The 25,753-nt window shown below is 53.6% G+C and carries 20 protein-coding genes; 6 read left to right on the forward strand and 14 right to left on the reverse strand.

Annotated features, from left to right (window positions below; translation table 11 throughout):
- Positions 1-18: 18 nt before the first annotated feature.
- Complete coding sequence (locus tag AACY82_RS10455; protein ID WP_339616757.1) at positions 19-912, reverse strand: LysR family transcriptional regulator; 894 nt, start codon at positions 910-912, stop codon at positions 19-21.
- Positions 913-1,036: 124 nt separating this feature from the next.
- Here AACY82_RS10455 and AACY82_RS10460 point away from each other — a divergent pair, with 124 nt between their 5' ends.
- Positions 1,037-2,155 carry an S-(hydroxymethyl)glutathione dehydrogenase/class III alcohol dehydrogenase gene (locus AACY82_RS10460; protein ID WP_339616758.1) on the forward strand — a complete coding sequence of 373 codons (1,119 nt, stop codon included), beginning with the start codon at positions 1,037-1,039 and terminating at the stop codon, positions 2,153-2,155.
- 10 nt (positions 2,156-2,165) lie between these two features.
- Positions 2,166-3,011 (forward strand): S-formylglutathione hydrolase, encoded by an 846-nt coding sequence (fghA, locus tag AACY82_RS10465; RefSeq protein ID WP_339616759.1) that lies wholly within the window; start codon positions 2,166-2,168, stop codon positions 3,009-3,011.
- A 39-nt stretch (positions 3,012-3,050) separates the two neighbouring features.
- Here the strand turns inward: fghA and AACY82_RS10470 are convergent, their stop codons facing one another.
- The 3 genes from AACY82_RS10470 to AACY82_RS10480 all read right to left on the reverse strand — a co-directional run bounded on the left by AACY82_RS10470 (position 3,051) and on the right by AACY82_RS10480 (position 6,348).
- Complete coding sequence (locus AACY82_RS10470) at positions 3,051-4,082, reverse strand: GGDEF domain-containing protein (RefSeq protein ID WP_339616760.1); 1,032 nt, start codon at positions 4,080-4,082, stop codon at positions 3,051-3,053.
- A 346-nt stretch (positions 4,083-4,428) separates the two neighbouring features.
- Positions 4,429-5,169 (reverse strand): SIMPL domain-containing protein, encoded by a 741-nt coding sequence (locus AACY82_RS10475; RefSeq protein WP_339616761.1) that lies wholly within the window; start codon positions 5,167-5,169, stop codon positions 4,429-4,431.
- A 96-nt stretch (positions 5,170-5,265) separates the two neighbouring features.
- Complete coding sequence (locus AACY82_RS10480) at positions 5,266-6,348, reverse strand: endonuclease/exonuclease/phosphatase family protein (RefSeq protein WP_339616762.1); 1,083 nt, start codon at positions 6,346-6,348, stop codon at positions 5,266-5,268.
- Between the two features lie 110 nt (positions 6,349-6,458).
- Between AACY82_RS10480 and AACY82_RS10485 the strand changes: the two genes are divergently transcribed.
- Both AACY82_RS10485 and AACY82_RS10490 read left to right on the forward strand, forming a co-directional pair.
- Positions 6,459-7,430, forward strand: a complete 972-nt coding sequence (locus AACY82_RS10485) for an alpha/beta hydrolase (RefSeq protein ID WP_339616763.1) — start codon at positions 6,459-6,461, stop codon at positions 7,428-7,430.
- A gap of 100 nt (positions 7,431-7,530) precedes the next feature.
- Entirely contained in the window at positions 7,531-9,732 is a 2,202-nt protein-coding gene (locus AACY82_RS10490) for an FdhF/YdeP family oxidoreductase (protein WP_339616764.1), read from the forward strand.
- 35 nt (positions 9,733-9,767) lie between these two features.
- Here AACY82_RS10490 and ppk2 read toward each other — a convergent pair whose 3' ends face one another.
- A complete protein-coding gene (ppk2, locus tag AACY82_RS10495) occupies positions 9,768-10,526 on the reverse strand; it encodes a polyphosphate kinase 2 (RefSeq protein ID WP_339616765.1) in 759 nt (252 codons plus the stop codon).
- 253 nt (positions 10,527-10,779) lie between these two features.
- Here ppk2 and AACY82_RS10500 point away from each other — a divergent pair, with 253 nt between their 5' ends.
- A complete protein-coding gene (locus AACY82_RS10500; RefSeq protein WP_339616766.1) occupies positions 10,780-12,075 on the forward strand; it encodes a PAS domain-containing methyl-accepting chemotaxis protein in 1,296 nt (431 codons plus the stop codon).
- Positions 12,076-12,105: 30 nt separating this feature from the next.
- Here AACY82_RS10500 and AACY82_RS10505 read toward each other — a convergent pair whose 3' ends face one another.
- The 9 genes from AACY82_RS10505 to AACY82_RS10545 all read right to left on the reverse strand — a co-directional run bounded on the left by AACY82_RS10505 (position 12,106) and on the right by AACY82_RS10545 (position 24,292).
- The gene (locus tag AACY82_RS10505) at positions 12,106-12,885 is read right to left on the reverse strand and encodes a FadR/GntR family transcriptional regulator (protein WP_339616767.1); all 780 of its coding nucleotides are present in this window, start codon (positions 12,883-12,885) and stop codon (positions 12,106-12,108) included.
- 135 nt (positions 12,886-13,020) lie between these two features.
- Positions 13,021-14,220 (reverse strand): NAD(P)/FAD-dependent oxidoreductase, encoded by a 1,200-nt coding sequence (locus AACY82_RS10510; RefSeq protein WP_339616768.1) that lies wholly within the window; start codon positions 14,218-14,220, stop codon positions 13,021-13,023.
- A 68-nt stretch (positions 14,221-14,288) separates the two neighbouring features.
- Positions 14,289-15,296 carry a cupin-like domain-containing protein gene (locus AACY82_RS10515; protein ID WP_339616769.1) on the reverse strand — a complete coding sequence of 336 codons (1,008 nt, stop codon included), beginning with the start codon at positions 15,294-15,296 and terminating at the stop codon, positions 14,289-14,291.
- 144 nt (positions 15,297-15,440) lie between these two features.
- Positions 15,441-16,631, reverse strand: a complete 1,191-nt coding sequence (locus tag AACY82_RS10520) for a BamA/TamA family outer membrane protein (RefSeq protein WP_339616770.1) — start codon at positions 16,629-16,631, stop codon at positions 15,441-15,443.
- Between the two features lie 95 nt (positions 16,632-16,726).
- The gene (locus AACY82_RS10525; protein ID WP_339616771.1) at positions 16,727-20,302 is read right to left on the reverse strand and encodes a family 16 glycoside hydrolase; all 3,576 of its coding nucleotides are present in this window, start codon (positions 20,300-20,302) and stop codon (positions 16,727-16,729) included.
- Between the two features lie 146 nt (positions 20,303-20,448).
- Positions 20,449-20,874, reverse strand: a complete 426-nt coding sequence (locus AACY82_RS10530; RefSeq protein WP_339616772.1) for an MAPEG family protein — start codon at positions 20,872-20,874, stop codon at positions 20,449-20,451.
- Positions 20,875-20,904: 30 nt separating this feature from the next.
- The gene (locus AACY82_RS10535; RefSeq protein WP_339616773.1) at positions 20,905-21,504 is read right to left on the reverse strand and encodes a DUF938 domain-containing protein; all 600 of its coding nucleotides are present in this window, start codon (positions 21,502-21,504) and stop codon (positions 20,905-20,907) included.
- 145 nt (positions 21,505-21,649) lie between these two features.
- Positions 21,650-22,264, reverse strand: coding sequence for a thioredoxin family protein (locus AACY82_RS10540; protein ID WP_339616774.1), 615 nt, complete (start codon positions 22,262-22,264; stop codon positions 21,650-21,652).
- A 21-nt stretch (positions 22,265-22,285) separates the two neighbouring features.
- A complete protein-coding gene (locus AACY82_RS10545; RefSeq protein ID WP_339616775.1) occupies positions 22,286-24,292 on the reverse strand; it encodes a thioredoxin family protein in 2,007 nt (668 codons plus the stop codon).
- A gap of 177 nt (positions 24,293-24,469) precedes the next feature.
- Between AACY82_RS10545 and AACY82_RS10550 the strand changes: the two genes are divergently transcribed.
- Positions 24,470-25,723, forward strand: coding sequence for a TonB family protein (locus AACY82_RS10550; protein ID WP_339616776.1), 1,254 nt, complete (start codon positions 24,470-24,472; stop codon positions 25,721-25,723).
- Positions 25,724-25,753: the final 30 nt, after the last annotated feature.

Raw genomic sequence — 25,753 nt, forward strand, 5'->3', positions numbered from 1 at the left:
TCTGTCGCTGGCCGGCGCTTATTCGTGACTTCTCGCCAAAGACGCGGTTAAATGTGCTTCAAGGTAGTCGATGAGCAGTCTAACCTTAGGCGAGAGACGCCGGTTACTTGGGTATAAAGCCCAGATACCCTCCCGCTTGGGGGCGTAGCTGGGCAGTATTTCTACCAGCTCCCCACGCTTTAGATCGTCTCGTATGTAGTAGTCCGGTAATTGCACCAGGCCTAACCCAGCACGCGCGGCCTCGCGTAGTGCGGGTCCGTTGTTGCAGCGCAGGCTGCCACTCACCGGTAGGCTGTGAGCACGACCCTCAATGGTTACCCGCCAATAATCTAGGGTGCCGAGCAGGCAATTGTGCTGCGCAAGCTCGGCGGGCGTATGCGGTTGGCCATGGCGGGATAAATAAGTGGGTGATGCGCAAATAATCGGTTGGCGTTCACCCAGTTGTTTGGCGATCAGCTGGGCGTTCTCTAGTGGGCCGAGGCGAATCGCCACATCGATACTCTCGTCGATTAAGTCGACCCGTTGGTTGTTAAGGTTTAAGTCAATCGTTAGCTTGGGGTGGGCGATAGCAAACTCGCTGATGATAGGGGCCAAATACTTTTCGCCAAATGACACAGGTGCACTTAAGCGCAAATGGCCGGTAGGCGTGTGTTGTAGGTCGGCGAGGGCGGCATCGGCGGCTGTGAGCGCATCCAGTATCTGCCGGCAGTGAGCCAGATACACATGACCCTCTTCGGTAAGGCTTACTTTTCGTGTTGTGCGCTGCAGCAAGCGAACGCCAGTGCGCGCTTCGCGCGCTTTAACCTGCCGGCTGACATGGGCCACCGAGCTGCCTAACCGGCTCGCGGCGCGGGTAAAGCTACCGGTTTCGGCAACGGCAACAAACTCATCTAACCCGTCCCAGTCAGCCATCTGACCTCCTAAATAAATATAACGATCATTTTGTTGCTGTATGGTAATAAAGTTTTACCAAAAAAGGCTATTGTTTACATCTTGTCGGTAAATATAATAGAGCAAACTGAACAAGGAGAAACCCATGATCAAATCTCGTGCCGCCGTGGCTTGGGGCCCCGGCAAACCCCTTAGCATTGAAGTTGTCGATGTCATGCCGCCGCAAGCGGGTGAAGTTTTGATCCGAGTGGTGGCTAGCGGTGTCTGCCATACCGACGCGTTTACGCTGTCGGGTGATGACCCCGAGGGTAATTGGCCGGCTATTTTGGGCCACGAGGGCGGTGGTATTGTCGAGCAGGTGGGCGAGGGCGTCACCAACTTGCAGGTGGGGGATCACGTGATTCCGCTCTATACGCCCGAGTGTGGCGAGTGTAAGTTTTGTACCTCGGGTAAAACCAATTTGTGTGGTCAAATTCGCGAGACTCAAGGCAAAGGTTTAATGCCCGACGGTACCACCCGTTTTTATAAAGACGGCGAGCCGATTTACCACTATATGGGTTGCTCTACCTTCTCGGAGTACACGGTCTTACCCGAGATCTCGCTGGCCAAAGTCAATAAGTCGGCCCCGCTTGAAGAGGTGTGCCTGCTCGGCTGCGGCGTCACCACCGGCATGGGTGCGGTACTCAATACCGCCAAGGTCGCCAAGGGCGATACCGTGGCAATTTTTGGTTTGGGCGGTATTGGTTTGTCGGCCATTATCGGTGCGACTATGGCCGGTGCCGGCCGTATTATCGCCATTGATGTCAACGAGCGTAAATTTGAATTAGCCAAAAAGCTTGGCGCTACTGATTGTATTAACCCCAAAGAGTATGACAAGCCCATTCAAGAGGTCATTGTCGAGCTTACCGACGGCGGCGTGGATTACTCGTTTGAGTGTATTGGCAATGTCGATGTGATGCGCTCGGCCCTGGAGTGCTGCCACAAAGGTTGGGGTGAGTCGGTGATTATTGGTGTTGCCGGTGCCGGTCAAGAGATTAGCACCCGCCCATTTCAGTTGGTCACCGGGCGCGTGTGGCGCGGTACCGCCTTTGGCGGTGTTAAAGGCCGCACTGAGTTGCCGGGTATTGTCGACGATTACTTGGCCGGTAAATTTAAGCTGGATGATTTTATTACCCACACCATGGGATTAGACGATATCAATACCGCGTTTGATTTAATGCATTCGGGTGAGTCGATTCGCAGCGTGATTCACTTTAATAAATAGCGGGTAGCGTATGAGCCTTGAACTGTTAAGCAGCAACAAAACTTTTGGCGGCTGGCACAAGCAGTATCAGCATGTGTCGACAGCGTTAAAGTGCGCTATGCGATTCGCGATTTATTTGCCGCCGGCGACCGCTGATGGCGCGAAGGTGCCGGTGCTTTACTGGCTTTCGGGTCTCACCTGTACCGATGAAAACTTTATGCAAAAAGCCGGCGCGTTTCGCGCCGCCGCCGAACTGGGCATTGCCATTGTCGCGCCCGATACTAGTCCCAGAGGAGAGGGGGTCGCTGATGATCCGGACGGTGCCTATGACCTGGGCTTGGGGGCGGGGTTCTACGTCAATGCTACCCAAGCACCCTGGGCGGAACATTACCAAATGTACGACTATGTGCTGCAGGAGTTGCCCGAGTTAATCGAGCAGCACTTTCCGGTAAGCTCGCAGCGCTCTGTCAGCGGTCACTCTATGGGTGGGCATGGGGCGCTGGTACTGGCTCTTAACAATCCCGAGCGTTTTAGCAGTGTGAGCGCTTTTAGTCCGATTGCCAATCCGGTGAATTGCCCGTGGGGGCAAAAAGCCTTTAAAGCGTATTTGGGTGAAGATCGCGATACATGGCGAGCCTACGATGCGGCCGAGCTAATGGGTCAAGGTGGCTCAACACCTGCACTGGTGGATCAGGGTGAGGGCGATAACTTTCTGGCCGAGCAGCTAAAACCTGAAGCATTAAAAGCGGCGGCTGATAAAAGCGGTTATCCACTGACGCTTAGGTTGCAACCAGGCTACGATCATAGCTACTATTTTATCGCCAGTTTTATTGACGATCACTTGCGTTTTCACGCGCAGCACCTGCACTCGGCCTAGGGTGTCGGTGGTAATCCATCTTAGTAAAAAAGCGTTGCGTTACTCCGTCGCGTAACGTTCAGCCAGTGGCGGTTGGACACAATTACGGCCGCTATCTTTCGCTTGGTAAAGGGCTTGATCGGCGCGTTTAATCCAGTGGTTCCAGGTTTCTTTGGGGTGATGTTGGGCACAGCCAAAAGAGGCGGTAAGCGACGGGGTTTGCTCTTTGAAGGTTTGCGCGATCTCTAGTCGCAAGCTCTCGGCGACTTGAATAGCGTCCGCTAAGGTGGTGTTATGGAGCAGCAATAAAAACTCTTCTCCGCCATAACGATAGACTTCATCGTTGTTGGCTCGCAATCTACCGTGAATGATATTGGCAACCTTTTGCAACACGGCATCACCTTGATCGTGGCCGTAGGTGTCGTTAATTTCTTTAAAGTGATCGAGGTCGACCAAAATGACCGCCCCACTGAACACCGCAGTCTGGTCAATAACTTGGGTTTCTAAAAACTGACTCAGTTTGCGGCGGTTACCAATGCCGGTGAGTGGATCGATGGTGGCCTGTTGTTGTAGTTGTTGTCGCTGATCTTCTGTACGCCATGAAAACACCCAAGCAAACACATTCACCAACAGCAGAGTAACCAATAGCTCAAAAAACTCTAACGATTCTTTAAAATGATTGGTCAGGGGGGTTAGCGCTAAAAGCGCGCATAGATTAATAGTGCCCGCATAGCGTGCAGGCAGAATAAAAAAGTTGGCGATAGAGATTGGATAAATCCAATAAATTAACGTGTCCGACTTTAAGTGCACCATGGTTACACCTGCCGTCGTGTAAAACATGGATAGCACAATGCTGGCTAACCTTACCCGGCCGGTGCGTAATGCCAGTACTAAAATGACCACCATGCCCATCACAATGCCACTATCGAGTATGGCCAATAGCCACTCGCGTGACAAAGCCCGAGCTACGGCAAATGGTGCGATGGCAATAATGGCGCAGCTGCACAGTATAATCACCATCGCGAGCTGAAAATGTTCTCTTAGTATTTTTAGCATTTTAGAGAAACGTTGCCTCTGGCTGTTGGCAGTCATGGCTGGCCTATATAACAGGCGGTTGGAAGCTATCTAGGTGGCTACTGAGCGTTAAAATAGGGCGAAAATGCATACATATCAACCATGTAAATCGCTTTTTTACCTAGTTTTAATTGCATCACCGCATAGAGAACGCTTTTCAACAGCTTGCCAGGTAGGTCTTTATCGCACGGCTCTACGTATGAGTCGCTTCTTCGGGGGTTGAGGTGGATGGTCTGTAACGGCCCCTTGCTAGTTAACATAGCAACACGCCGTAGAATTCGCAATATTTGGTGCCAGAATAAAACGGCGGTACAAGACGGTTTATCTTGTTACCGGTTAGCGCCCGTTAGGGCGCTAACAGAGGCTATGGGTTGATTTTAAAGATGACATTAATACGCTTGCTTAAGGTGATCGTCTCTGGGGCAAACAGGTCAAATGATCGGCCGCGATCGGCGGCCATTGACATATTGCCGAACTCGAACTTCTCGGCGCTGACCCCAAAGCGGGCCATAAAATTGTCAAAGCCTGCGTCTTCGGTGATTGCATAAACAGACTTGATGCTGGCATCAAGTGCGGCGGCTAAATTGTCGGCTCTTGCTCGGGCATCAGCTCCGGCTTTGGCGACCAGTGACGTCATTACGGCATCGCGGTCGGAGATGTCAAAGTTAGCGTTTAGACCGGTGGTGTTGTCCATGCGCATCAATGTGTTCATGATTTTTTCGTAGGTGTCCAGGCCGTCGATGTCTAGGGTGAAGCGCTGGGTCACTTCGTAGCCGATAATGTCCATGTTGCCATTCATATTTTCACGATTGCGACGAACTTGTTTGTCGATGGCGTAGGATTCAATTTGCTCGTGGGTTAGGCCGTGCTCTTTTGCCAGCTTAACCACCTCGGCGCCGCGCTCGGCAACGGTATCCATAGCGAGTTCGGCACTTTTATTAAATTCCATGACCTGAAAGTTGACCGTGACGGTATCGGGGGCGACCTCGACCTCGGCTTCGCCGGTAACGGTAATAAAAGGGAACTCGGGCATAGGTTGGGCCGAGGCAGTTGCGCTCACGGCCGCCAGTACGGCAATCGCGAATATATGATGTAGTCGTGTCATAACAAATTCCTGTTCGTTGCTGGTACTTAAAGGGTTGGACGCATTCTATGGCGCGGAGTTCCTAAACGGATGTCGCCAGCGTGCCGCGCGTGTTTTTTACTCCCCAGGCTCGGGGACTTCGCGTTTGTTGACGTTTTGCTCTGCGACTTTGTCGCGGGCGAACTCTTGTTCATCGGCGCTCGCCTCTGGGCGCTCTTGTTCGTTTTTCCGGCGCGGGACATAGGCCAGTTGGGTAAACAGGGCAAAGTGATCTGAGCCAAAGGGCTTGAGCCGCTGCATCTTAATTAAAGTAAAGTGGTCTGAGTGGAACACGTGGTCCAGCGGCCAACGCAACAAGCGGTGCTCGGCATGGAAGGTGTTAAACATGCCGCGACCAATGCGTGGGTCCAGTAAGCGGCTGACGCGCCGAAACGCTTTGGTGGTGCGCGACCAGGCGACGTCGTTTAAGTCGCCCGTGACAATAACCGGGTCCGTTACGCCTTCGAGATTACGGGCGACCACTAATAGCTCGGCGTCACGTTCCGATGATTCACTGTTCTCGGTGGGGCTGGGCGGCGCCGGATGTAAAAAGTGGCAGCGAATGCTGTCTCCCGAGCGCAATACTACCTCGGCGTGTATAGAGGGTTTGTCGTCTTCAACCAAAAAGTCAATTTTCTCATCCCGTAACGGCAACTTAGAATACAAGTGCATGCCGTAGAGGTTGTCCAGTGGACACTTGAGCGAGTAGGGGTAATCGGCGCTGAGCACATCCAGTTGATCTTGCCACCACTGGTCTGACTCTAGCGTTACTAAAATGTCCGGCTGGTAGTGCCGCACTTGATCGAGCAGGACGTCGGCGCCGCGGTTGGGGGTGAGCACATTGGCGGTCACGATACTGATAGAGTGCTCTTGGTCAGGCTGTTTACAGCTTTTTACCTCACACTGATAGAGCCTCGTGTAGGGCAAAATCCACCACAATTGATAGGCTAGGCAGGTACAGGCAACCGCTAGTAAAGCCAGAGCTGCATCACTGTCAAACCCCATAAATATAATCAGCGCGACAATTAGCACTAGCCAAAGAGCGGCAATTTGGAGCCGTGGAAAGTCCAGTATCCGTACCGGCCAGGCATCGAGTCGCACTAACGGCAATAGGGTGAACAGCGTAAGCAGCGCGGTTAGCGCAATAAAAACAGTGAGCATGATAATTCCCTGACAAGCTGAGCTGTCGACTGTACCACAAGCATAGATCCAAGCGTGTGTCACAGGCGTAGCTATAAAAGAGATTCTCGTTAAAGCTGACAAGGCTATCTATGTTAAATGACAAAATGCCACAACAGGGCAAAAGTGCTCGGTGTGGGCGAGTTTTCACCAGTTGCGTCCTATTGTTTGTGCTCTTGTGTAACGCCGGTTGTGGGGGCAGCAGCAACAGCGGCGCTAGCGACAGTCATAGCTCGGCGAGTGCTAGCCAGTCGTCTGTCCCAGCCCCCGATTTAGGAGAGGCGCCAGCCGTCGAGCAAGAGCGTATCGCTTGGGGAGAAAACCCGACGCAGTTTGCCGATTTATATCGTCCAACTGAGCGCAGTGGCTTATTGCCGGTCATTATTATGGTTCATGGTGGCTGCTGGAGTGCCGCTTATGGGCTCGAGTTTCAGGCGGATCTGGCTCGTACCATGGCAGAGCGCGGCTTTGCCGTGTGGAATATTGAGTATCGCCGCTTAGGTAACGGCGGCGAATGGCCGGTGATGTTTACCGATGTCGCGGCGGCGGCCGATTACTTGCCCAGTATTGCCGAGGCCTATCAGTTAGATACCGGTGCAGTGACTGTGATAGGCCACAGCGCCGGTGGTCATTTGGCGCTCTGGTTGGCCAGTCGTGGTCAAATCCCTCCGGGTAATGTCCTGTATAAACCCTCGCCTTTAGCTGTCGAGGGTGTCATCAGTCTAGCGGGAATCGGTGATTTAACCTCCCGGGCCTGCGGCGAGTCGGCGCGTACTATTGTGAATCAGCGTGCTATTAACCCCGAACAATACCAAGCGCGGTTGGCGATTGCCTCCCCCATCGAAATGCTGCCAACGGGCGTCAGTAGCTTACTGTTAAGCGGCAGCCGTGACAGTATCGTGCCATCGAACTTAGCGGACGCTTATGTCGATGCCGCCCAACTTGCCGGCGATAACAGCGAGCACATGGTTATAGCGGGTGCCGACCATTTCGATTTAATTGACCCGATGTTTATGGATATCACCTTATTAGAGGACACACTGAACGGGTTTATGGCGCCTTAACGCCGCACTTGGTGTGTCTACGTTAGATAGCTTATTGTTTACAGTCGCAATCGCACCTACACTTCTGGTTTGTGTAATGGCCGGTAGTGAGTAAGCATAAATGAGAAAAGCGGGTGTCGACGAGCGAGTCAATATCGTGGGCGGCGGGCCTAAAAAGGTTCTTTATACCTTAAAAACCCTTAACCGTATTGGTTTGCTGGACTCGGCCAAAGCCCTTAAAAGCCATAACGCCTGTAAAGCCTGTGGTCTGGGGATGGGCGGCCAGCGCGGCGGTATGACCAACGAGCTAGACGAATTTCCCTCGGTTTGTAACAAAAGCATTCAGGCGCAGTCGACCGATATCCAGCCGCCGATCCCGGCCGAGTTGTTTACGCATACTCTGGCAGAGTTTAACGATCTGAGCGACCACGAACTTGAGCATTTAGGGCGGCTGGACACGCCGGTCTTTAAAGCTGCAGGCGACAATTGCTATCGGCCCATATCGTGGGACGACGCCATGGCGTTGGCGGCCCAGCGCTTTGGCGCTACATCACCCGAGCGCAGTTTCTTTTACTCCTCTGGCCGCTCGTCTAACGAGGCGGGTTTTGTGTTACAGCTGTTGGCGCGCTTGTACGGCACCAACAACGTCAATAATTGCTCTTACTATTGCCATCAGGCCACAGGTGTGGGGTTAGGCAATGTGCTGGGCAGCGGCACCGCGACTATTACCCTTGAGGACCTTGGCGGCGCCGACTTAGTGTTTGTGATCGGTGCCAACCCGGCCTCTAACCATCCGCGTTTTGTCCATCAACTAAAAAATTGCCGCGATCGTGGCGGACAAGTGGTGGTGATTAACCCCGCCAAAGAGCCGGGCTTGGTTCGTTTTGCGGTGCCTAAAAGTCCTAAGTCGATGATCTCTGGGGGCACTTGGATCGCCTCGCGTTATCTGCAACCCAATATTGGCTCTGATTTAGCACTGCTAAAAGGCATCGCCAAAGCGTTGCTGGAAGCTGGGGCCATTAACACAGATTTTATTGCCGCCCACACCGACAACTTTGTCGCCTATCGGGCGGATATCGAGCAAACCCCCTGGGAGGATATTACCGCGGCGACGGGGTTAGCTCAGGCCGAAATTGCCGCGGTAGCCGACGATTACAGTCGCGCCGAGCACGCGGTATTTGCCTGGGGTATGGGCATTACCCATCACCTAAACGGGGTAGATAATGTCGAGGCTATCGCTAATTTGGCGCTGTTGCGGGGCATGCTGGGTAAACCTGCGGCGGGCCTGCTGCCGTTGCGCGGGCACAGCAATGTGCAGGGCATTGGCACTATTGGGGTCAAGCCGGTGCTGGCAGCCGATGTACTTGCGGCCATTGAGCGCGAGTGGCAGGTGGCATTACCCGAGGCTCCTGGGCTAGATACACTGGCCTGTTTAGAGGCCGCCGATGCAGGCGACATGGATTGCGCGCTGCAGCTTGGCGGCAATTTATACGCTGCTACACCCAATGCCGAGTTCGCCCGCCGTGCGCTCGATAACGTGGGTTTTAAAATGTACCTCACTACCACGCTTAACCGCGGTCATGTGTGCGGAATGGAGCACAGCGAGGCGTTAATTCTGCCGGTAGCCGCGCGCGATGAAGAGCCCGAGCCCACTACTCAGGAATCGATGTTTAACTACGTTAGGTTAAGCGATGGCGGTATTAAGCGCTTGCGCAATGTGCGCTCTGAGGTAGCCATTTTAGCGGAGCTTGGTGAACGCTTAATGCCGCGTAGCCCGGTTAGTTTTAGTGCGTTTAAGCAGCACGCTAAGGTTCGCGCCGCCATCGCTGCGACGGTGCCAGGCATGCAAGCGTTGGCCGATATTGATCAAAATCAACAGGAGTTTACGGTCAGCGGCCGCATTTTTCACACGCCAAGCTTTAACACGCCGAGCGGCAAGGCGGGGTTTAAAGTGCATCAGTTGCCCAGCGCAATGCTTGAGCACTACCCGCACCGGTTAGCCAGTATTCGCAGCGAAGGGCAATTTAACTCTATTATTTACGAGCAAGCCGACAGTTATCGCGGTACCACAACCCGTTGGTGTGTGTTGATGGGCAAAGACGATTTACGCGAGCACCAATTAACGCCCGGTGATTTGGTGTCGCTTGTTTCTGCCTGTGGCCGGATGGACGCACTGACCGTGTGTGAGTTTGATCTACCCGCCGGCAGTTTATTGGCCTACTACCCAGAGGCCAATAGGTTAATTGGCACCGAGCGCGACCCCCGCAGTCAAACCCCCGCTTTTAAATCCGTGCCAGTGCGTATTGAGCGGGCGCCAAGGTAGCTCGCTGTTATGTGGCGCGCTACAGTATGCCTTGATTACTTGGCGATGAGGCCGTCGTGCAGGTGCTTTTGCTCAAAGGTAAAGATCACCTCGGGGTTGGGCTCGACGTAATCGAAGACCCGAACCGGGGACTCGACCTGTTGCAGCAAGTGGCGAATAACCGCCAGTCGCGCTCGTTTTTTATTGTTGGCATTCACCACCGTCCAAGGGCAAGCCGCGCTGTGGGTTTGTAGCAGCATTGCGTTGCGCGCTTCGCTGTAATCGCGCCAATGCGCTTGGGCAGACGCATCAATAGGGCTGATCTTCCACTGTTTCAGCGGGTCGTCCCGGCGATCTTGAAGCCGCTTTTTCTGCTCGTCTTTGCCGATGTCTAAATAATATTTGATCACCTGAATCCCAGATTTGCTCAGCAGCGCTTCAAACTCAACCACCGAGCTCATAAACCGCTGGTATTGTGCGTCTGTGCAAAAACCCATAACCCGCTCCACCCCCGCGCGGTTGTACCAGCTGCGGTTCATCAGCACCATCTCTTGTGCTTTGGGTAAGTGCGCGACATAACGCTGAAAATACCAGCTTTTTAGCTCTTGATCTGATGGCTTGCCCAGTGCCACCACTCGTGTCTCTCGTGGGCTCAGGTGCTCGACAATGCGTTTTATCACTCCGTCTTTGCCGGCCGCGTCGCGCCCTTCAAAAATAACCAACAGCTTTAGCTCGTTGCTGATGAGGTAATTTTGTAGCTTAACCAGCTCAATCTGTAAGTGCCGTAGGCTCGCTTTATAACTGTTTTTGCTCATAAATCGCTTCCACCCCCTAAGTGTCTACTATGCGATCTCTTTTTGTGGTGAATCTCGATGTTTTACTGGTTAAAGCCTTAAGGATTTTTGCTTCTGGTCGATATGAAAATATCGCCCCTTCACGTGTGTTGGTCTACTCTTTATCAAGTGTAGACCAGTGAGGTTAATCGGTTCAGAGGCGCCCTAAAATAAATTAAAGCCCAGATATCGCGCGGATGCGGGTAAAAGGAGCGTCATTCACAAGGATAATGCTATGTTCGGAAAGCAGCGTAAAATTGCGCAACAGCTAGATCAGCTGGATGGCCAGTGCGGGGCCCTGCGGGCAGACTTAAATGCGATTAAAGCCAGTATGGGGTATGTCGAGTTTACCCCCAATGGCGACATTATCGATGCCAATCAATTGTTTCAGGATGTGGTGGGCTACTCCGCCCGCGAGATCATTGGCCGGCATCACCGAATGTTTTGCGAGCCAGGCTATGTCGAGACGCAGGAGTACCAACAGTTTTGGCAAGATTTGCGCGAAGGTAAAACCAAGCAAGGCACGTTTAGCCGGCGCAGCAAAAATGGCGATACCGTATGGTTAGAGGCCAGCTATTTTCCGGTGTTCTCGGGCTCAGAAGTGGTAAAAGTGATCAAGATTGCCTCCGATGTCACCGCCGCTAAAGAGTCACTGCTCGATCGCAATGCGTTGTTTACGGCGCTGGATAAATCGTTAGCCGTTATTGAATTTGATCCGGCGGGCAATATCTTAACGGCCAATAGTAATTTTCTACAAACGGTCGGATACGATTTGTCTGAGGTGGTGGGAAAACATCATAAGATATTCTGCACGGACAGCTTTTATCGCAATAACCCAGATTTTTGGGAGTCACTGGCCCGTGGCCAGTTTAAATCGGGCAAGTTTGAACGCCGCAGTAAGGCCGGTGAGGCGATTTGGCTCGAGGCGACTTATAACCCGATTTATAACAGCCAGGGCCAAGTGTACAAGGTCATCAAATTTGCCAGCGATATTACCGTGCGTATCAATACCGCGTTGCAAGCGGTTGAGACGGCCTCGTCCACCTCCGAAGAAACCTCACACATCACCAATGAAGCGCGCTCGCGCCTTGAAGATGCCGTCGCGACGGCAAATCAAGTAAACGATCAGATCGCTCAGGCCGCAGAGATTACCGACCGCTTAAACTCACAGTCCGATAACATCAGTGCGATTGTGAGCACCATCCGCGCGATTGCCGATCAAACTAACTTGCTGGCGTTAAACGCTGCGATTGAGGCCGCTCGCGCCGGTGATCAGGGGCGTGGCTTTGCGGTCGTGGCCGATGAGGTTCGCCAGCTGGCGTTTCGCACCAGTGAGGCCACAGAAGAAATTGCATCGGTGGTGAATAACGACCATGAGCTGACCCGCACCATTCGTGAAAAAATGGAGCAAGTGAGCCAAATATCGGCGCAAGGACAAACTAAAATCTGTGGTTTAACGGAGGGTATGAACGAGATCGAGCAGGGCGTAAGCCACTTTGCTGAAATGGTAGCATTACTGGTTGAGCGTTAAGCGCTACGCTCAACCAGAGTTGGGCTTTATCTATTGGTCTGCGGTGTACTGAATCCGGTTAAGAGAAAAACGCTCCCGGCGCTCGGTAAGCTGTTTTTGAATCTCTTCTACCGCGCGCTTTTCGGTGGTCGCGTGCAGGGCATCCAGCGAGCGTAAAAAGTGGTTGCGCATTGTTATGCGAGCCGCTTGTGTGTCGCGTTTTCGCATCGCCTTAAGAATCGCGCGGTGCTCCTCGATGCGCTTTTTGCCGTCTGTTTTACACACGGACTGGTGCGCCATTTTAATGTCGGGCAAATTCTCCTGAATATCCCAAAGGTGCTGAATGATATTGATCAGCGGACGGTTTTGGGTGGAGTTGGCAATCACAGCGTGAAACTTGCGGTCGGCCACTTCCGAGGTCAGGTCCCCCGCCTCATTTTCGGCAATCATTTCATCCAGTGCTGCGGTCAGCTCGTCGAGTTGCTCTTCGCTGATGGTAGAGGTGGCCAGTGCCGCTGCTTCAGACTCGATCAAAACCCGAGCTTCGGTAATTTCAAAGGGGCTGTACTCTCGCGGGTTATCGCTCGCGGCTTTAAAGTTTTTAAGTACATACACGCCCGAGCCGGTGCGCACTTCAACGCGGCCCATTACCTCTAATGCAATAATAGCTTCGCGCACGGTTGGGCGGCTAACGCCGAACCGCTCTGAGAGTTCACGTTCTGGAGGCAGTCGCGCACCCGCAGGAAACTCTCCAGAGTCCAGCGAGGCAAGCATTTTTTGGGCAACTTTTTGATAGGTACGCACTGCGCGCTTGCTCCCGTTAACCGCCATAGTGTTTATCTCCAGCTAAATATTATTGATGAATCGCATCAATAATGCGATGTTCAAAATTAACCCCACACTTGATTGTAACACAGACTTTAGGGATTGGTAATACATATTGGTTGACGCTCGCGCTCAGGTTTGTTACAGCGCTTGCGCTGCACAGTAACCACTTGCCCATGCCCACTGAAAGTTAAAGCCGCCTAGCCAACCGGTCACATCCAATACCTCCCCGATAAAGTATAAGCCCGGTGCTTTTTTGGCTTCAAATGTTTTTGATGAAACCTCGTCGGTATTGATTCCGCCCCGGGTAACCTCGGCGGTGCGGTAACCCTCTGTGCCTGTGGGAATAACACGCCAGCGATGCAGCAGCTCGCTTAACCGTTCGATATCGGTATTGCTCAGTTGCGCAACGGGCGTTTCAAGTGTGCTTTGCTGCGCGTGAAACTCAAACCATGCCTGAATAAAGCGCTTGGGTAAATATTGGCTGAGCCGTTTAGTGAGTCCGGCCTTCTCGCCGCTGTCGCGCCATTGGCGCAGTAACGGCTCGAGTGACTGCCCAGGTAAAAAATCAATAACAATTGCATCATCTGGGTGCCAGTAGTTTGAGATCTGCAGCACGGCGGGCCCGCTGATGCCCCGGTGGGTAAATAATAGTGCTTCGGCAAAGCGCTGCTGCCGGCAGTCAACGGTTACCGGCAAAGATACGCCAGCGAGCGACTGTGCCAGCCTAAGCAGCTCCTCTTTAAAGGTAAACGGCACTAATGTGGCGGCGCGGGGTTTTATGCTTAAACCAAACTGCTTGGCGATATCATAACCAAACCCCGTGGCGCCCATGGTGGGAATGGACAAGCCACCGGTGGCAATCACCAGCGATTGGCAGCGCCACGGGCCCATGCTCGACTCTAACTGATAGCGGTGTTCGGGCGCCTCAATTTTGTGGACTGATGCAATAGCGCATTGGGTGACAATGTCGACACCATGTTGCTCGCACTCTGTTAATAAAATACTAAGAATATCTTTGGCTTTATTGTCGCAAAACAATTGCCCCAAGGTTTTTTCGTGGTAGGCCAGGTTGTACTTGTCGACCAGGGCTAAAAAGTCCCACTGCGTAAAGCGCGCTAGTGCGGATTTACAAAAGTGTGGATTGCTGGATAAGTAGTTGGCAGACTCGATGTTGTAGTTGGTAAAGTTACAGCGCCCACCGCCGGACATTAGGATTTTTTTGCCGACTTTATTGGCGTGATCGAGAAGTGCTACTCGTCGTCCTCGTGCCGCCGCAGATGCGGCACACATTAAACCGGCGGCACCTGCGCCAATAATAACCACATCGTAGCTTTTCATACTTTTCCGGCCGACAAAAGCGCCATGATACGCCATGAATGCGGCGAAGTCTTGCAGGGCTTCTGGCTCTAGCTGACAGCTTGCTTTAGGTAATTTTTCAGTTGGCGTGCCAGCGCCGGACTCAATCGACTCAGGATGCCGCGCTTTTCTGTTGGAATATGCTCGGCGGGGTTATCCTCACTAAACACGTAATGTTCAAAGTACTCTTGCCAAGCGCGGCGCTGTTCTGGCGGTAGGTGCCCTATGGTTAAAATTGAATGAATGAGGGCGTGCTTAGGTGAGCCGGTTAATTCTGTTAAATTCTCCCACCAGTAATTAACCAGAATATTGAGGCTATCGAGCGATTCAACATTGTGCCACCACAGTGGCGGTATATATAGGGCATCGCCCGGCTCTAGGTCGGCAACCAGAGCGTGCTTTAGTGCCTCTTCATAACGCGGGTGACGCTCAAGATCCGGCTCTTGTAAAGAGGCAAGGCTTATCGGTTGACCTGCAGGGTTGTGATCAATGGGACCAACATACAGGTTTTTGATTTGTCCGGGCGGAAACAGTGTAAAGCGTCTGCGTCCGGCCACCGCGCACGCTATATTCTCAGATGTGTCGAAGTGGGCGGGAATATTAACGGCATTGCCGATCCATATGTTGGGTTGTACATCGCCACTGATTAGCCCCAGAGTATTGTCTCGCTCAAAGCCCGGAAGTACGTTAGGTATTTTGCTGGCACCAATATAAATGGCGGGGGGCCGTTGTTGATGTTGACTTGCGGCTAGTCGCTCCAATACATCTTTAAATGGCCCCTCGCGGCGCTCAAAGTTAAAGCCACTGAGGTCGTGGTTATAAAAGAATCGGCCATTAATATTGGGTGGGCCTAAAAAAACCTTAACAAAATCGTTGGTTGCATATGTTTTTAAGTATTCCAGCAATTCATCGCGCGACTTTAGACCAGCCTGAACCACCGGCCAGTGGCTTACTAGGTTACGCATGATAACCGGCTGATAAGCAGGGGCAATATTACTGGAAAAAATATCCGAATCGACCGCAAAGCATTCGCGAACGGGGTTTGATGGTGTGGGCATGGCGCTGGCATTTTTATGAATGTACGTCGAGTGTAAGTGGCCCGGACGCCGCTGCCTAGGGATCTTTACGATTCTAAAGACTTGTTATAGGTGGCAGGCTGACAGACGGTCACTCGCTTTGCGATTGGGAGTACTAAGGAGTCGTTACCAAGGCGAGCCTGCCTGAATATACCAGGCGGACTCTTCCGGCCCCCAGGCGACATCTACCCCCATGGTAAAACCGTAGCGCTGGGCAACCAGATAGCGAAAGCCGATACCGTAGCTGTCAACGTCTTCGGCGTTGCTCGTTAGCTCGCTCCAGCTTGAGGCTATAAAACCTGCGCCGCCAAAGCCCTTAAGGTGCCAGCGCGGCGTCACTTTATAAGTGGCCTCTACTTCGCTGATAAACGCCTGATTGTTTTGGTAGCGGGCGGCGGGTACGCCGCGCATGCGTAACCCGGGAAGGGCGTAAGGTGGCAGGGTTTCGCTGCTGGCGGCCTCGACACTTTGGTAATCAAGGCGCAGGGCAAAGTTAATTTTGTCGCTCAGTTGCCAATAGTTTAACCCGGTAAGTTGGTATTGGGTGTAATTTAAGTCACTGCCAATGGCATCATCAAATTGTACGGCCCGGGCACGGTAGTTATAACCTGCCTCGGGGTTCATGGGGTTGTCGCGCGAGTCGTACTCAAGCACTAGTCCCACCCCGGAGGTGTCTTCACTGACGTCCAGCCGGCTTTGCAAAAATTCCTCGACTTTGTCGTTTAGCTCATCGTTGGGTAAGAGCTCGATGTCGATATGGTTGGCGAGTTTGGTTTCCATGTGCTGGTACGTTTGGTAAATGCCGGCAAACCATTTACTGGCGCCTAAACGGAAGGTTAGCTTTTGCAGCATCGCCGGTCCGCGGATATTTAGTTCGACGGGGTTTTGCAAGTCCACATTGGCAATGCGGTAAAAATCCAGATTAATGTCCGGATAAGCGATACCGCCTTTGTAGCGGATGGTATCGCCCCGCCAAAACCCTATATGACCTGCCCCGCCAAATTTGGTGCCGTTTTCGGTGGCGGCGGCGCCAATAACGGAGATGTTTTCAGGGATTACCCCAGTGGTTTTTGTGCCTTGCTTCTGCTCGTCGGACTCGTGAAAAAATACCCCCATTACCCCTAAGCCATTACCGGTCGCGGGTTCGGTAATAACCACCGGCACGGGTAAAAAACCGAGCATATGTTGGCTTAAAAACTGGCTGGCATCGAACATGCCGTCCTCGGGGTCGATAAAGTCTTCGCTGATGGCAAAGCTGTTGGCGGCGGTAAAGGCCAGAGCGAGAGGGGCGGCTTTAAGTAACGTCAGAGGCTTCATAACCTATCCTTGTGCAGCACTGATCACTAAGGTTAGTCGATAAAAGCCGATAAGTGTAGTAGTGGCCCCAGAGAATATCTGGGGCCGGGAGGCTATTAAAGATTGCGCATTTTAATATTGCGAAACCACACTTTATCGCCGTGATCCTGCAGCAGAACGTGGCCGTCAGGGGATTTAGCAAAATCGTGCCAGTCGGCGAACTTACTGTTGTTAATAAGCTGCTGCCATTGGCCGGTGTTCATGTCTGTCTCGACCAGTTTGTAGCCGTTTAACCAGTGCTCAATCTTACCGTTGTTCACCACTAAGCGGGTGCGGTTCCATTGCCCGGCAGGCAGTACTGTCACGAATTTGGATTTTATCAAATCGTACAAATCGCCGGCGCGGCGCTTTTCTATTTTGCCGTCCGGGTGGCCCGGGTTGTCTAGTAACTGGTATTCCGGGCCGCTCTGATACGCGTGTTCTAGCTCGGGCTTTTCTTTGACGTTGTAGAGTATGCCGCTGTTGCCATCTTTGGCCAGCTTCCATTCCAGACGCAACTCAAAGTTTGTCACGGGTTCTGGGGTGATCACGACATCGCCGCCTCCGGGCGTTGTCCAGCCTTCATCCTCGGGGGTGCGACCCGTTAAGTGTAAGGTGCCTTCGTCTATGGTCCATCGCTCGCCCAGTGTGTCGCTGTTGTAGTTGCGCAAGCCGTTTAGGGTTTGGGCGTCAAACAATAATTGCCAGCCATCGGCTTGCTCCTGCTCGGAGAGTTGATTGTGATTAACGCTATAGGCGTTATTAATCACGATGGGTTTGTCGGTGGGAATGGCATTTAAGGTGTACCAGGCCTCGGTGGTCCACAGCTCCTGGTCGCTGGTGCTACTAAACGGGCGCTTGATGCGAAAGTACACAACGTGATTTTCTTTTAATCCGGCCAGTTTAAATTGCGCGCGGGTGCGATCTTGCGACAACGCAAACGCCTGCACTTCTAGTGGGCCTTTATCTAACTTAGGGCCGCCGTATTCGTCTGTGGGTTCATAACGCCACTGAATAATCTCAAAGTCATCGGCGCTGACATTCGCGCTTTCAGCTACTGGTTCGGTAAAAGTAATTTCAAAGCCATCGCTGCGCGCACTGACGCTGAGCATTTCAAAGGTGGTGTTGCCGTTGTAACTTAAGCGTTGCAAACCGTACCAGCTTTTACCCGCGTGACTCCAGTTGCCGGGGTTGCCGACACCGCCGGCAATCAGCGAACCATCGGGTGCCCAGTCCAAACGGTTGATGCCGGCCTCTAGGCCTTGCGTAAAACGAAATACAGCGCCTTGTAATCGGCCGTTAACCCGCTCGGCAAAAACACGCTTGATACCGCCGTGGGTGACTTCCCCGTGAATCATTTGGTTTTGGTAGGGGCCAACATTCAGAGGTGCTGGTTCGCTGGGCGAGTTGCCAATTTCATCTTGTGGCAGCCAGACCACAGGCAAGGTTTCTTGTCGTTTGGCGGTACCCTCAAAATCGACCGAACGCGAACCGTACCATGCGCCCTCGGTAAGCTCGACAATTTTACTGGCCGGTAGCCAGTCGCCTTGGTTGTCGGCAACAAATAGTTTTTTATCAACACCAAAACCAATGCCGTTGGGGGTGCGTAAACCGTTGGCGATAAACTCTACGCTGCCGTCCGCCTTACTGATTTTCATGGCGCTGCCACGGTTGGGAGCTTGCGGGTCGGCACTGGCGCCGCCGGGTAAAATCGCGGTGGCAAGTGTTGCGTAAAAATAACCGTCTAGGTATTCCAGCCCAAACGTAAACTCGTGAAAGTTTCCGGTCACCGACCAGTCGTTAGCGACTTTTTGGTATTCATCGATAATGTCATCGCCGTTGACGTCCACCAAGCGCGTCAGCTCTTGTTTTTGCATCACGTAAATATCGCCATCGACCACTTGCACCCCAAGCGGCTCGGCCAAACCGCGGGCGATGCGTTTAACCTTAATTTGCTCGGGCGGCGCATCAAAGTTAGATACTAAATACACCGAGCCTTCCGGGTCCCACGTAGACACCACCATACGGCCGTCATCTAAAAAGTCGATGCCGCCTACCATGGGTTCAAACTCTTTGGGCCGTGCTTGGTGTAAATCGAACGATGGGTGTACGCCGGCGACTTCGTGCTGGTCACCGGGAATGGTTTTAATAATATCCGGGTCGGTAATCACTGGTTTCACCGTGCGCACATCGTTGGGCGTTGCCAGTAACATACTCTCTGGTACTAGCTCAAACTTTCCGGTGGCAGGGTTTTTCCATTGCAGCGATAGTGCCGCACCGGAGGTGCCCTGAAAAAAAATAATCTCCAGCGGGTGAATGCCAGGCGCGAGTGACACTTCGGTGTCCATAGGGTCGGGGCCGTGAAACCCCCAGTGATCAATCGCCAGCTCGCCGTCTAAGTACAAATAAGAGCCGTCATCGCTTACTAAACGCAAGGTGGTATTCAGTGGCTCGGTAAGGTTTAAATTGGTTTTTACTTGATACGCAAAGCGTTCTTTAATAGGTTCAAATCCGTCGATGTCGGGCAAGTGCAATTGCGGCGTGTGCGCGCCCAGCGCGGGTGGTATGGTGCGCAGTATCTCGACGTTGGGTTGGTCGCCACTAAAATAGTGCAAGTACACCATCGCGCCCGGAGTATTCTGCTCCAGTAGCGGTGTCTCGTCTTTTAAATTAACGGGCACAGCTGGCAAGGTCTTCGGGCCTGCGTCGTTATCGGTTATATCTGCTTTAGGCTTAAGCGTAAGAATATACTCAACCATTTGCGCCGCGTCTTGCTCGTCTAAATCGGCGTGGGGCGTCATGGGTACTTGGCCCCAGTTGCCGGCGCCGCCGGCGATAATTTTTTCGCTCAGGGTGGCAACGGCGTCGCTCTCATTGGTGTAACGCTGGGCGATGCTCATATAAGACGGGCCGACGGTTTTCACCTCGGCATTATGGCAGGCGGCGCAATCGCTGTTTTTGATCAGTGCCAACCCCGGATGCTCGGCGCTTGCGTTAGTGGGCTTAGGTTTTGCGCTGGCGGGCGGCAGTGGTGGGTAAGATAGAGTCAGTATAGTGGTGCCGTTACTCAGGCGTAACGTGTCGCCTTCGATAGCGCCGTCGCCTTTAACGTCATAGCTTTTGGGCAAGGTTAAGCCTGCTAATGTGGCTTGCTGTTTACCTGTAAGCCCGCTCACCTCAAAGGTGCGGGTGAGTATTACCCCTTCGGCCGATAGCGCCTGGCTGGGGGTTTCGATAATAGATACCTCACCATTGCCAAACTGCAACTGGGCGCTGTCGCCACTCAACCGGTAACCCTGATAATCGATACCATCAGCCCAGTGGCTGGCGCCATTCAGCAAATAATTACGCGAGGGCGTCGTCGGCTGCGGGCCATGCTTTTGATCGTACACGGCGCCCGAGAATTCTACGCTGCCATCCCACACTTTATACAGCTCGCCGCCATCGGTATCGTAGGCGACGCTTAACTCATCGTCTAACCGCACCGTAAGTACGCGGGGCTTGCCGTCTAGTACCGAGCGAAACGCTGGCATCGGGCCGCTTAGGTCGGTGCTCGCGGTGGTTTGTGTGGGGGGGTTGGGGCTGCAGGCGCCTAATACAAAAACGCTGCAAGCCAGCGTCAGGATGGGATTGCGCGCAGGTAAGTTCAGCATAGGGTTCTCCGAGGTTCACTCGTTATTATCGGTCGGCTTATTATCAATTGGTTTGGTATAAAAGAAGGGAGTGTGCCATGGCGCTGAGCACCACGGCGGCTGAATACGTTTTCATAAACTCAATTTATACGATTGCTTACACAACCTTACAAATGGCCCAGTAAGTTGATGCCGATTAAGCCGAGCAGCGCCACCTGCGCGATTAGTGCAATACCATAAAAATAACTGCGCGGGCTGGGATTTTTTTCAGTCGCTATAGCATAGTAAAGCGCCATATGAATGATGCGCGCTAAGGCGTAAACCATGATTAAGATGCCCACCCAGCGTGGGTTGGTGCCGGTAAATACCGCTAAAAAGGCGCTGCCGATAAACAGCGGAAAGTTTTCTAGGGAGTTCATAAACGTGCGGTTGGCGCGAAACACGAACGAGCCGTGGGAGAGGTGCTCGTCCATCTTGCCCGGTATCGCGCCCGGTTGTTTGGCCTTGCTCATGGCGGCGACGGTGGCTTGTACCAGCAACGTAATCAGGGCGACATAAATCCAGATATAGGCGAATGTGTAATCGAGCTGCATAAAGCGTTCCTTTTGCGTTTTTTGAGTAGATTATTCGTGCGGGCGTTTAATCCAGATCAGTAAGCGATTGTTGGCCGGCATCGCGTGATCTGCCTGTAAGTGTAGATCATGGCGCTGGGCCAGCTCGATTAAGTCTTCTATGGCGCGAATACCGCTGCTTGGGTCGCGCTGGCGCAGCATCTGATCAAACGCAGCGTTGCTCTCGCTAGTGAACTGGCCGTTGTAATTAAATGGGCCGTACAGGGCAAACACGCCTTCGGCGGGTAACTGCCGGCCCACCTCGTGAAATAAATTTTGCACCAGCGGCCAGCTGACAATGTGAGTGGTGTTCGCCGAGTACACGGCGTCAAACTCGCCGGGCCAGTTCGGTGCCGACAAATCAAAAATAACCGGCCGGCGCAGGTTGTCGCTTGGCTGCGAGTCTATCCAGCTATTGATGCCCGCGTGATTATGCTCCAGGTCGCTGGTTTGCCACATCAAGTGCGCTAGCGCGGGAGCAAAGTGCACCGCGTGTTGGCCAGTGCCCGAGCCAACTTCCAGTACCTGAGTACGATCTGCAAATACGTTTTGCAAAACAGTAAGAATGGGTTGTTTGTTGTTTTCGCACGCTTGGGAAAAGGGTAAGGACATAGAAAGATCGTTGGTTGAGAGTGATAGTGGTGGCTAGGTTTTTGGCGCTGCATTTAAAGGACTAGCGGGTAACGGTGGACGGGGAATGGAGTACGGGGGCGAGAAATTTTCCGTTCCCCGTTCCCCTTAAGTCGTCCTCCGACCTTTAATACTTAACACTACACCCATACGCGCGGGTGGCTGGTTCTGCCACCGGCTCGCCGGCCATGGCTGAATCCAATGCGGCGGCTAAGTAGTTGTGCGAGTCAGGGATTACCGCCGGGTTGGCGGAGTCGTTATCGTCGATGGCGCCAGCGTACACTACCTCGCCCTCGGGGTTGATCACAAACATATGGGGCGTGGTTTTTGCGCCATAATCGCGGCCCATATTACCGTCGGGGTCGAGTACAAACGCGCTGCTGGCGTTTAAGTTGTGGCTCTTAGCTTCGGCTTTTGCCTCAACCGGGCCCAAGTATCCTTGCTTGCCTTCAGCCGATGAGATCACGGTTAACCAGTTAACGCCTTTATCGGTGTATTTTTTTTGCAGCGCTTGCATGTTGCCGCTGCCGTAGTGCTTGCGCACGTAGGGGCAATCTTTGTTAAACCACTCCAGCACTAGCCATTCGCCTTGGTAATCGGTCAGTGAGTGCATCTCGCCGGCGGCATCGACCTCGGAGAAGGCGGGGGCGGATTCGCCGGGGGTGGCCACGGCAAAACTTAAGCTTGGCACAGCCAGTGCGGCGGCAAATAACAACGGGCGGATCGGGTTGCGGACGTTCATGTCGGGTCTCCAATGGTGGGGTTATTCGCTATCAAACAGTTCGGTTATCATGCGCTTTTGCAACAGCTGCGGCAAGAGTTGTGCTTGCTGGGCGCCGGCCGGGTACCACGCGTAAACCGGCAGTGAGTTGCGGCCCAGTGCCTCTAGCGCTGCGGTAATTTCCGGATCAAACCGAGTCCAGTCGGCGCGTATCGCCAGTACATTTTTGCGCTTAAATAAGTCGGTGGTGTGATCGGTCTCTAGCACCAGCTTTTTATTCACTTGGCAGGTAATACACCAAGCGGCGGTGTAGTCGATAAACACCGGGCGGCCTTGGGCACGCGCGTCGGCAATGGCGGTTTTATCGTAGCTTTGCCACAGCTCGCTGCCGGTTTGTGGCGCGGGTGCTCCGGCCCGCATAATCGTGGTGCCGGTGGCAGCGATGGCGCCCAGTGCGATGGCGATGGCCAGCAGCAAGCGAGTACGGCCGGCGCCGCGCGCGAGCCAAAGCGCAAAGGCCAGCGCGAGCAAGAGGGAGGTGCCAAGTACCCAGCCGATATCGCCCACTAATTTACCCAGCACCCATAACAGCCAAATAACCGTGGCATATAAAGGAAACGCAAAAAATTGGCGTAAGGTGTCCATCCAGGGGCCGGGCGCCGGCAAGCGTTTAAGCAGCCCCGGCGAGGCGCTTAGCAGTAAGAAAGGTGCGGCTAAACCGGCACCAAGCCCGATAAAGATCGCCAGCGCTTGCACAGTGGGCAATACCGCGGCCGCGCCCAATGCCGCGCCCATAAAAGGCCCGGTGCAGGGGGCCGCGATAAAAACCGCTAGCACACCCGTGGCAAAGGCGCCGCCGCGCGAGCCGCCGGCCAGGTTCATTAGGCGGTGACCAAACTCAAACACGCCGCTAAACGACAGTGCCATCAGCCAAAACAATACTGCCAGTGCCAACACCACCGGTGCCGATTGCAGCTGAAACCCCCAGCCAATGGCGCTGCCGCCGGCGCGCAGTGCCAGTAACAATGCGCCCAGCAAGGTAAAAGTTGTGAGTACCCCAGCACTGTAGAGCAGGCCTTCGTGTATCCGCTCGGCGCGGCTTACTCCCGGTTGCATTAGGCTAAAAACTTTGATGGATAACACCGGAAATACACAGGGCATTAAATTAAGAATGACGCCACCGGCGAAAGCCGCCAGCAGCAAAAGCCACAGTGCCGCGTGACTGGCCTTGGATGTTGACGCCGGGGCACTGTCTATGGCGACGTTATCCAACTGCCAGGCGCGGTTGTCTTGGGCGATGACAAAGCTGGCGGTTTCTGGGGCGCTAACACCGGGTTGGGTGGCAAAGTGCAGCGTATAACCCGAGTTGGTTTCGGTAACACGGGGCCGCTCGGCACTGAGCCAATCGCCATTTAAAGGAAACACCTCGGGCGCGGCGCCTTTGCCGGTGATGGTTAGGTTGGCACTGTTAGTCGTCGTCAGTGAGCTAGGCTGCCAAGGGCTGCTTGCCTCGGCTTGCGGCACGCGCGCACTAAAGGTGTCGAGTAGTGTTTGGTCGGCCTCGGCCCATTGGGTGGTAGCGGCTACCGGCCACTGGCCGCTGATCTGGCCGAAGCCTGGAATACAATTGATTTTGCATATTAACCACTCAAGGTTTATGTCCAGCGTGACGGCCTTGGCACCCGCCTTGGGCGTTATGTCAAACAGGTAGGCGACATTGCCCTCGTAGCCTAAGTTGGTTAAGTGCTCGATGGGCAATCGTGCCGGGAAAGGCCACTTGATCTCGCCAATGTGGGCCCCTTTGGCCTTGATATCAAAGCGCGGTGCGGCTCCCGAGTCGCCGGCGTTTTGCCAGTACACATGCCAGTGTGGGTCCACCTCAAAGTAAAAACCAACGGTAGTGCTTTGACCCTCGGCAAATTGGCCGGGGGTGATTAAGTGCACCTTAACGTGCTCACCCGAGGCCTCTGTGGTGGCGCCCGCTGTAAAATTTGCCGCGCTTAACAGGAGCGCGAATAGCAGGACAGGTTGTAGCCAGCGACGGATCATTGGGTTCACCAAAAAATAAAAAATTTAGTTATAAAAGCTGTGCTGTCATAAAACGATAACAGCTATCAATCACGATAGCCTACCGCAAAAAATCAAAAACAACACTTCATTGCGCAGCGCCTCGTTTGCGGCTTTGTGGTGATTTATTGACTTTACCAGCCGACGATAGGGAAAAGTATGAAACGCACCGTTTTTCGTTGTAGTGCGCTGATTGCTGCGCTGATGTTCACATTGTTTGCGCATCGGGTCGCCGCCGCACCGGACGGGGTTGCTCCCTATATAGAGTTGCAACGCGAGCTGTTTTTGGCTGGCCTGTTTTTGCCCGAGCCCACCACCGATGTGCAACTGGCGTTTGCCCAACACGGCTCGCGGCAAATGGAGATTCGTTTTATCGCCGACCATATGACGGCGGGTAAGTTGTCGCGGTTATTTTTGCAGAGCATTGCCATTAATAACTCAGTGGCGGCGCAGCGCGCCAGTGGGGAATCGTTGGCGCGTTTTTTTAACGCCTTTAAAGGCAGTTTGCGGGCGGGGGATATTCTCGCTATTAGCGAACGCACCGATGGCGAGGGCGTCAACGTTTATCTTAACCAGCAGCGCTTGGTGAATATAACCGACCCTAACTTCTTTAATCTACTGCTGGCCACCTGGATTGGCTCGGTGCCGCCCAGCCGGGAATTTAAGCACGCGCTGCTGGGTAACTCGGCGCCGGGGGATATCGCTCGCTATGAAGCGCTCGCCCCCGCGCCGGAGCGCTTGGGTTTGGTCGAGCAGTGGCAAAAACCCGCTCCGGTAATTTCAAATACGGCTGAGTCGGGTGACGTTTTGCCGCAAGAATCTGTAACAACAAGCAAGCGGCAAGCGGTATCGAGTGTTGCCGGGGAGCAAGCGGAGCGTCAGGCAAGTGTTGCAGCACTACCCGCCGTGATGCCGGTATCTGTCCCTGCGCCTGAGGCACCTAACTCTGCGCTGGCAACACCGCCGGCTGCGACGGACGTTGCAGCCGAGCTTGAAGATGGACCAATGGAGCTGGCCGCGCCTAGCCCGGTATTGGCTGCCGCGAGCCAAGGCGGTACGCCACGTCAAAGCCCGGAGCCTGACGACGATTTACCCGATTTTTCGGTGGCATCGTTAGAGCTGCTGCAAGATTACACCGCGACGCTAGTGGCACTGACCCACGCCGAGATTACCTATCCACGGCGCGCCATGAAGTTACAGCAGAGCGGTAGCGTCCGTATGGCGGTGGTACTAAACGCCAGCGGTGATGTGCTTGAGGTGCAGCCACTGCTGACGTCGGGCCACAAGCAGCTGGATGACGCCGTGCGCCGCGCCATAGACAAAGCCGCCCCTTACCCAGCGATTCCGCCTGATTTAGCAGCCGAGCATTTTGAATTTGTGTTTCCCATCACCTTTATGCTTGAGCGCTCTTAAAACCGCCCATGACTTAGCGCGCTCTGCTGG

Source organism: uncultured Gilvimarinus sp. (assembly GCF_963972205.1).
Classification (GTDB): Bacteria; Pseudomonadota; Gammaproteobacteria; order Pseudomonadales; family Cellvibrionaceae; genus Gilvimarinus; species Gilvimarinus japonicus.

Coding starts and splice junctions, on each gene's coding strand:
- AACY82_RS10455 (WP_339616757.1), bottom strand. CDS start 912: ATGGCTGACTGGGACGGGTTAGATGAGTTTGTTGCCGTTGCCGAAACC.
- AACY82_RS10460 (WP_339616758.1), top strand. CDS start 1,037: ATGATCAAATCTCGTGCCGCCGTGGCTTGGGGCCCCGGCAAACCCCTT.
- fghA (WP_339616759.1), top strand. CDS start 2,166: ATGAGCCTTGAACTGTTAAGCAGCAACAAAACTTTTGGCGGCTGGCAC.
- AACY82_RS10470 (WP_339616760.1), bottom strand. CDS start 4,082: ATGACTGCCAACAGCCAGAGGCAACGTTTCTCTAAAATGCTAAAAATA.
- AACY82_RS10475 (WP_339616761.1), bottom strand. CDS start 5,169: ATGACACGACTACATCATATATTCGCGATTGCCGTACTGGCGGCCGTG.
- AACY82_RS10480 (WP_339616762.1), bottom strand. CDS start 6,348: ATGCTCACTGTTTTTATTGCGCTAACCGCGCTGCTTACGCTGTTCACC.
- AACY82_RS10485 (WP_339616763.1), top strand. CDS start 6,459: ATGTTAAATGACAAAATGCCACAACAGGGCAAAAGTGCTCGGTGTGGG.
- AACY82_RS10490 (WP_339616764.1), top strand. CDS start 7,531: ATGAGAAAAGCGGGTGTCGACGAGCGAGTCAATATCGTGGGCGGCGGG.
- ppk2 (WP_339616765.1), bottom strand. CDS start 10,526: ATGAGCAAAAACAGTTATAAAGCGAGCCTACGGCACTTACAGATTGAG.
- AACY82_RS10500 (WP_339616766.1), top strand. CDS start 10,780: ATGTTCGGAAAGCAGCGTAAAATTGCGCAACAGCTAGATCAGCTGGAT.
- AACY82_RS10505 (WP_339616767.1), bottom strand. CDS start 12,885: ATGGCGGTTAACGGGAGCAAGCGCGCAGTGCGTACCTATCAAAAAGTT.
- AACY82_RS10510 (WP_339616768.1), bottom strand. CDS start 14,220: ATGAAAAGCTACGATGTGGTTATTATTGGCGCAGGTGCCGCCGGTTTA.
- AACY82_RS10515 (WP_339616769.1), bottom strand. CDS start 15,296: ATGCCCACACCATCAAACCCCGTTCGCGAATGCTTTGCGGTCGATTCG.
- AACY82_RS10520 (WP_339616770.1), bottom strand. CDS start 16,631: ATGAAGCCTCTGACGTTACTTAAAGCCGCCCCTCTCGCTCTGGCCTTT.
- AACY82_RS10525 (WP_339616771.1), bottom strand. CDS start 20,302: ATGCTGAACTTACCTGCGCGCAATCCCATCCTGACGCTGGCTTGCAGC.
- AACY82_RS10530 (WP_339616772.1), bottom strand. CDS start 20,874: ATGCAGCTCGATTACACATTCGCCTATATCTGGATTTATGTCGCCCTG.
- AACY82_RS10535 (WP_339616773.1), bottom strand. CDS start 21,504: ATGTCCTTACCCTTTTCCCAAGCGTGCGAAAACAACAAACAACCCATT.
- AACY82_RS10540 (WP_339616774.1), bottom strand. CDS start 22,264: ATGAACGTCCGCAACCCGATCCGCCCGTTGTTATTTGCCGCCGCACTG.
- AACY82_RS10545 (WP_339616775.1), bottom strand. CDS start 24,292: ATGATCCGTCGCTGGCTACAACCTGTCCTGCTATTCGCGCTCCTGTTA.
- AACY82_RS10550 (WP_339616776.1), top strand. CDS start 24,470: ATGAAACGCACCGTTTTTCGTTGTAGTGCGCTGATTGCTGCGCTGATG.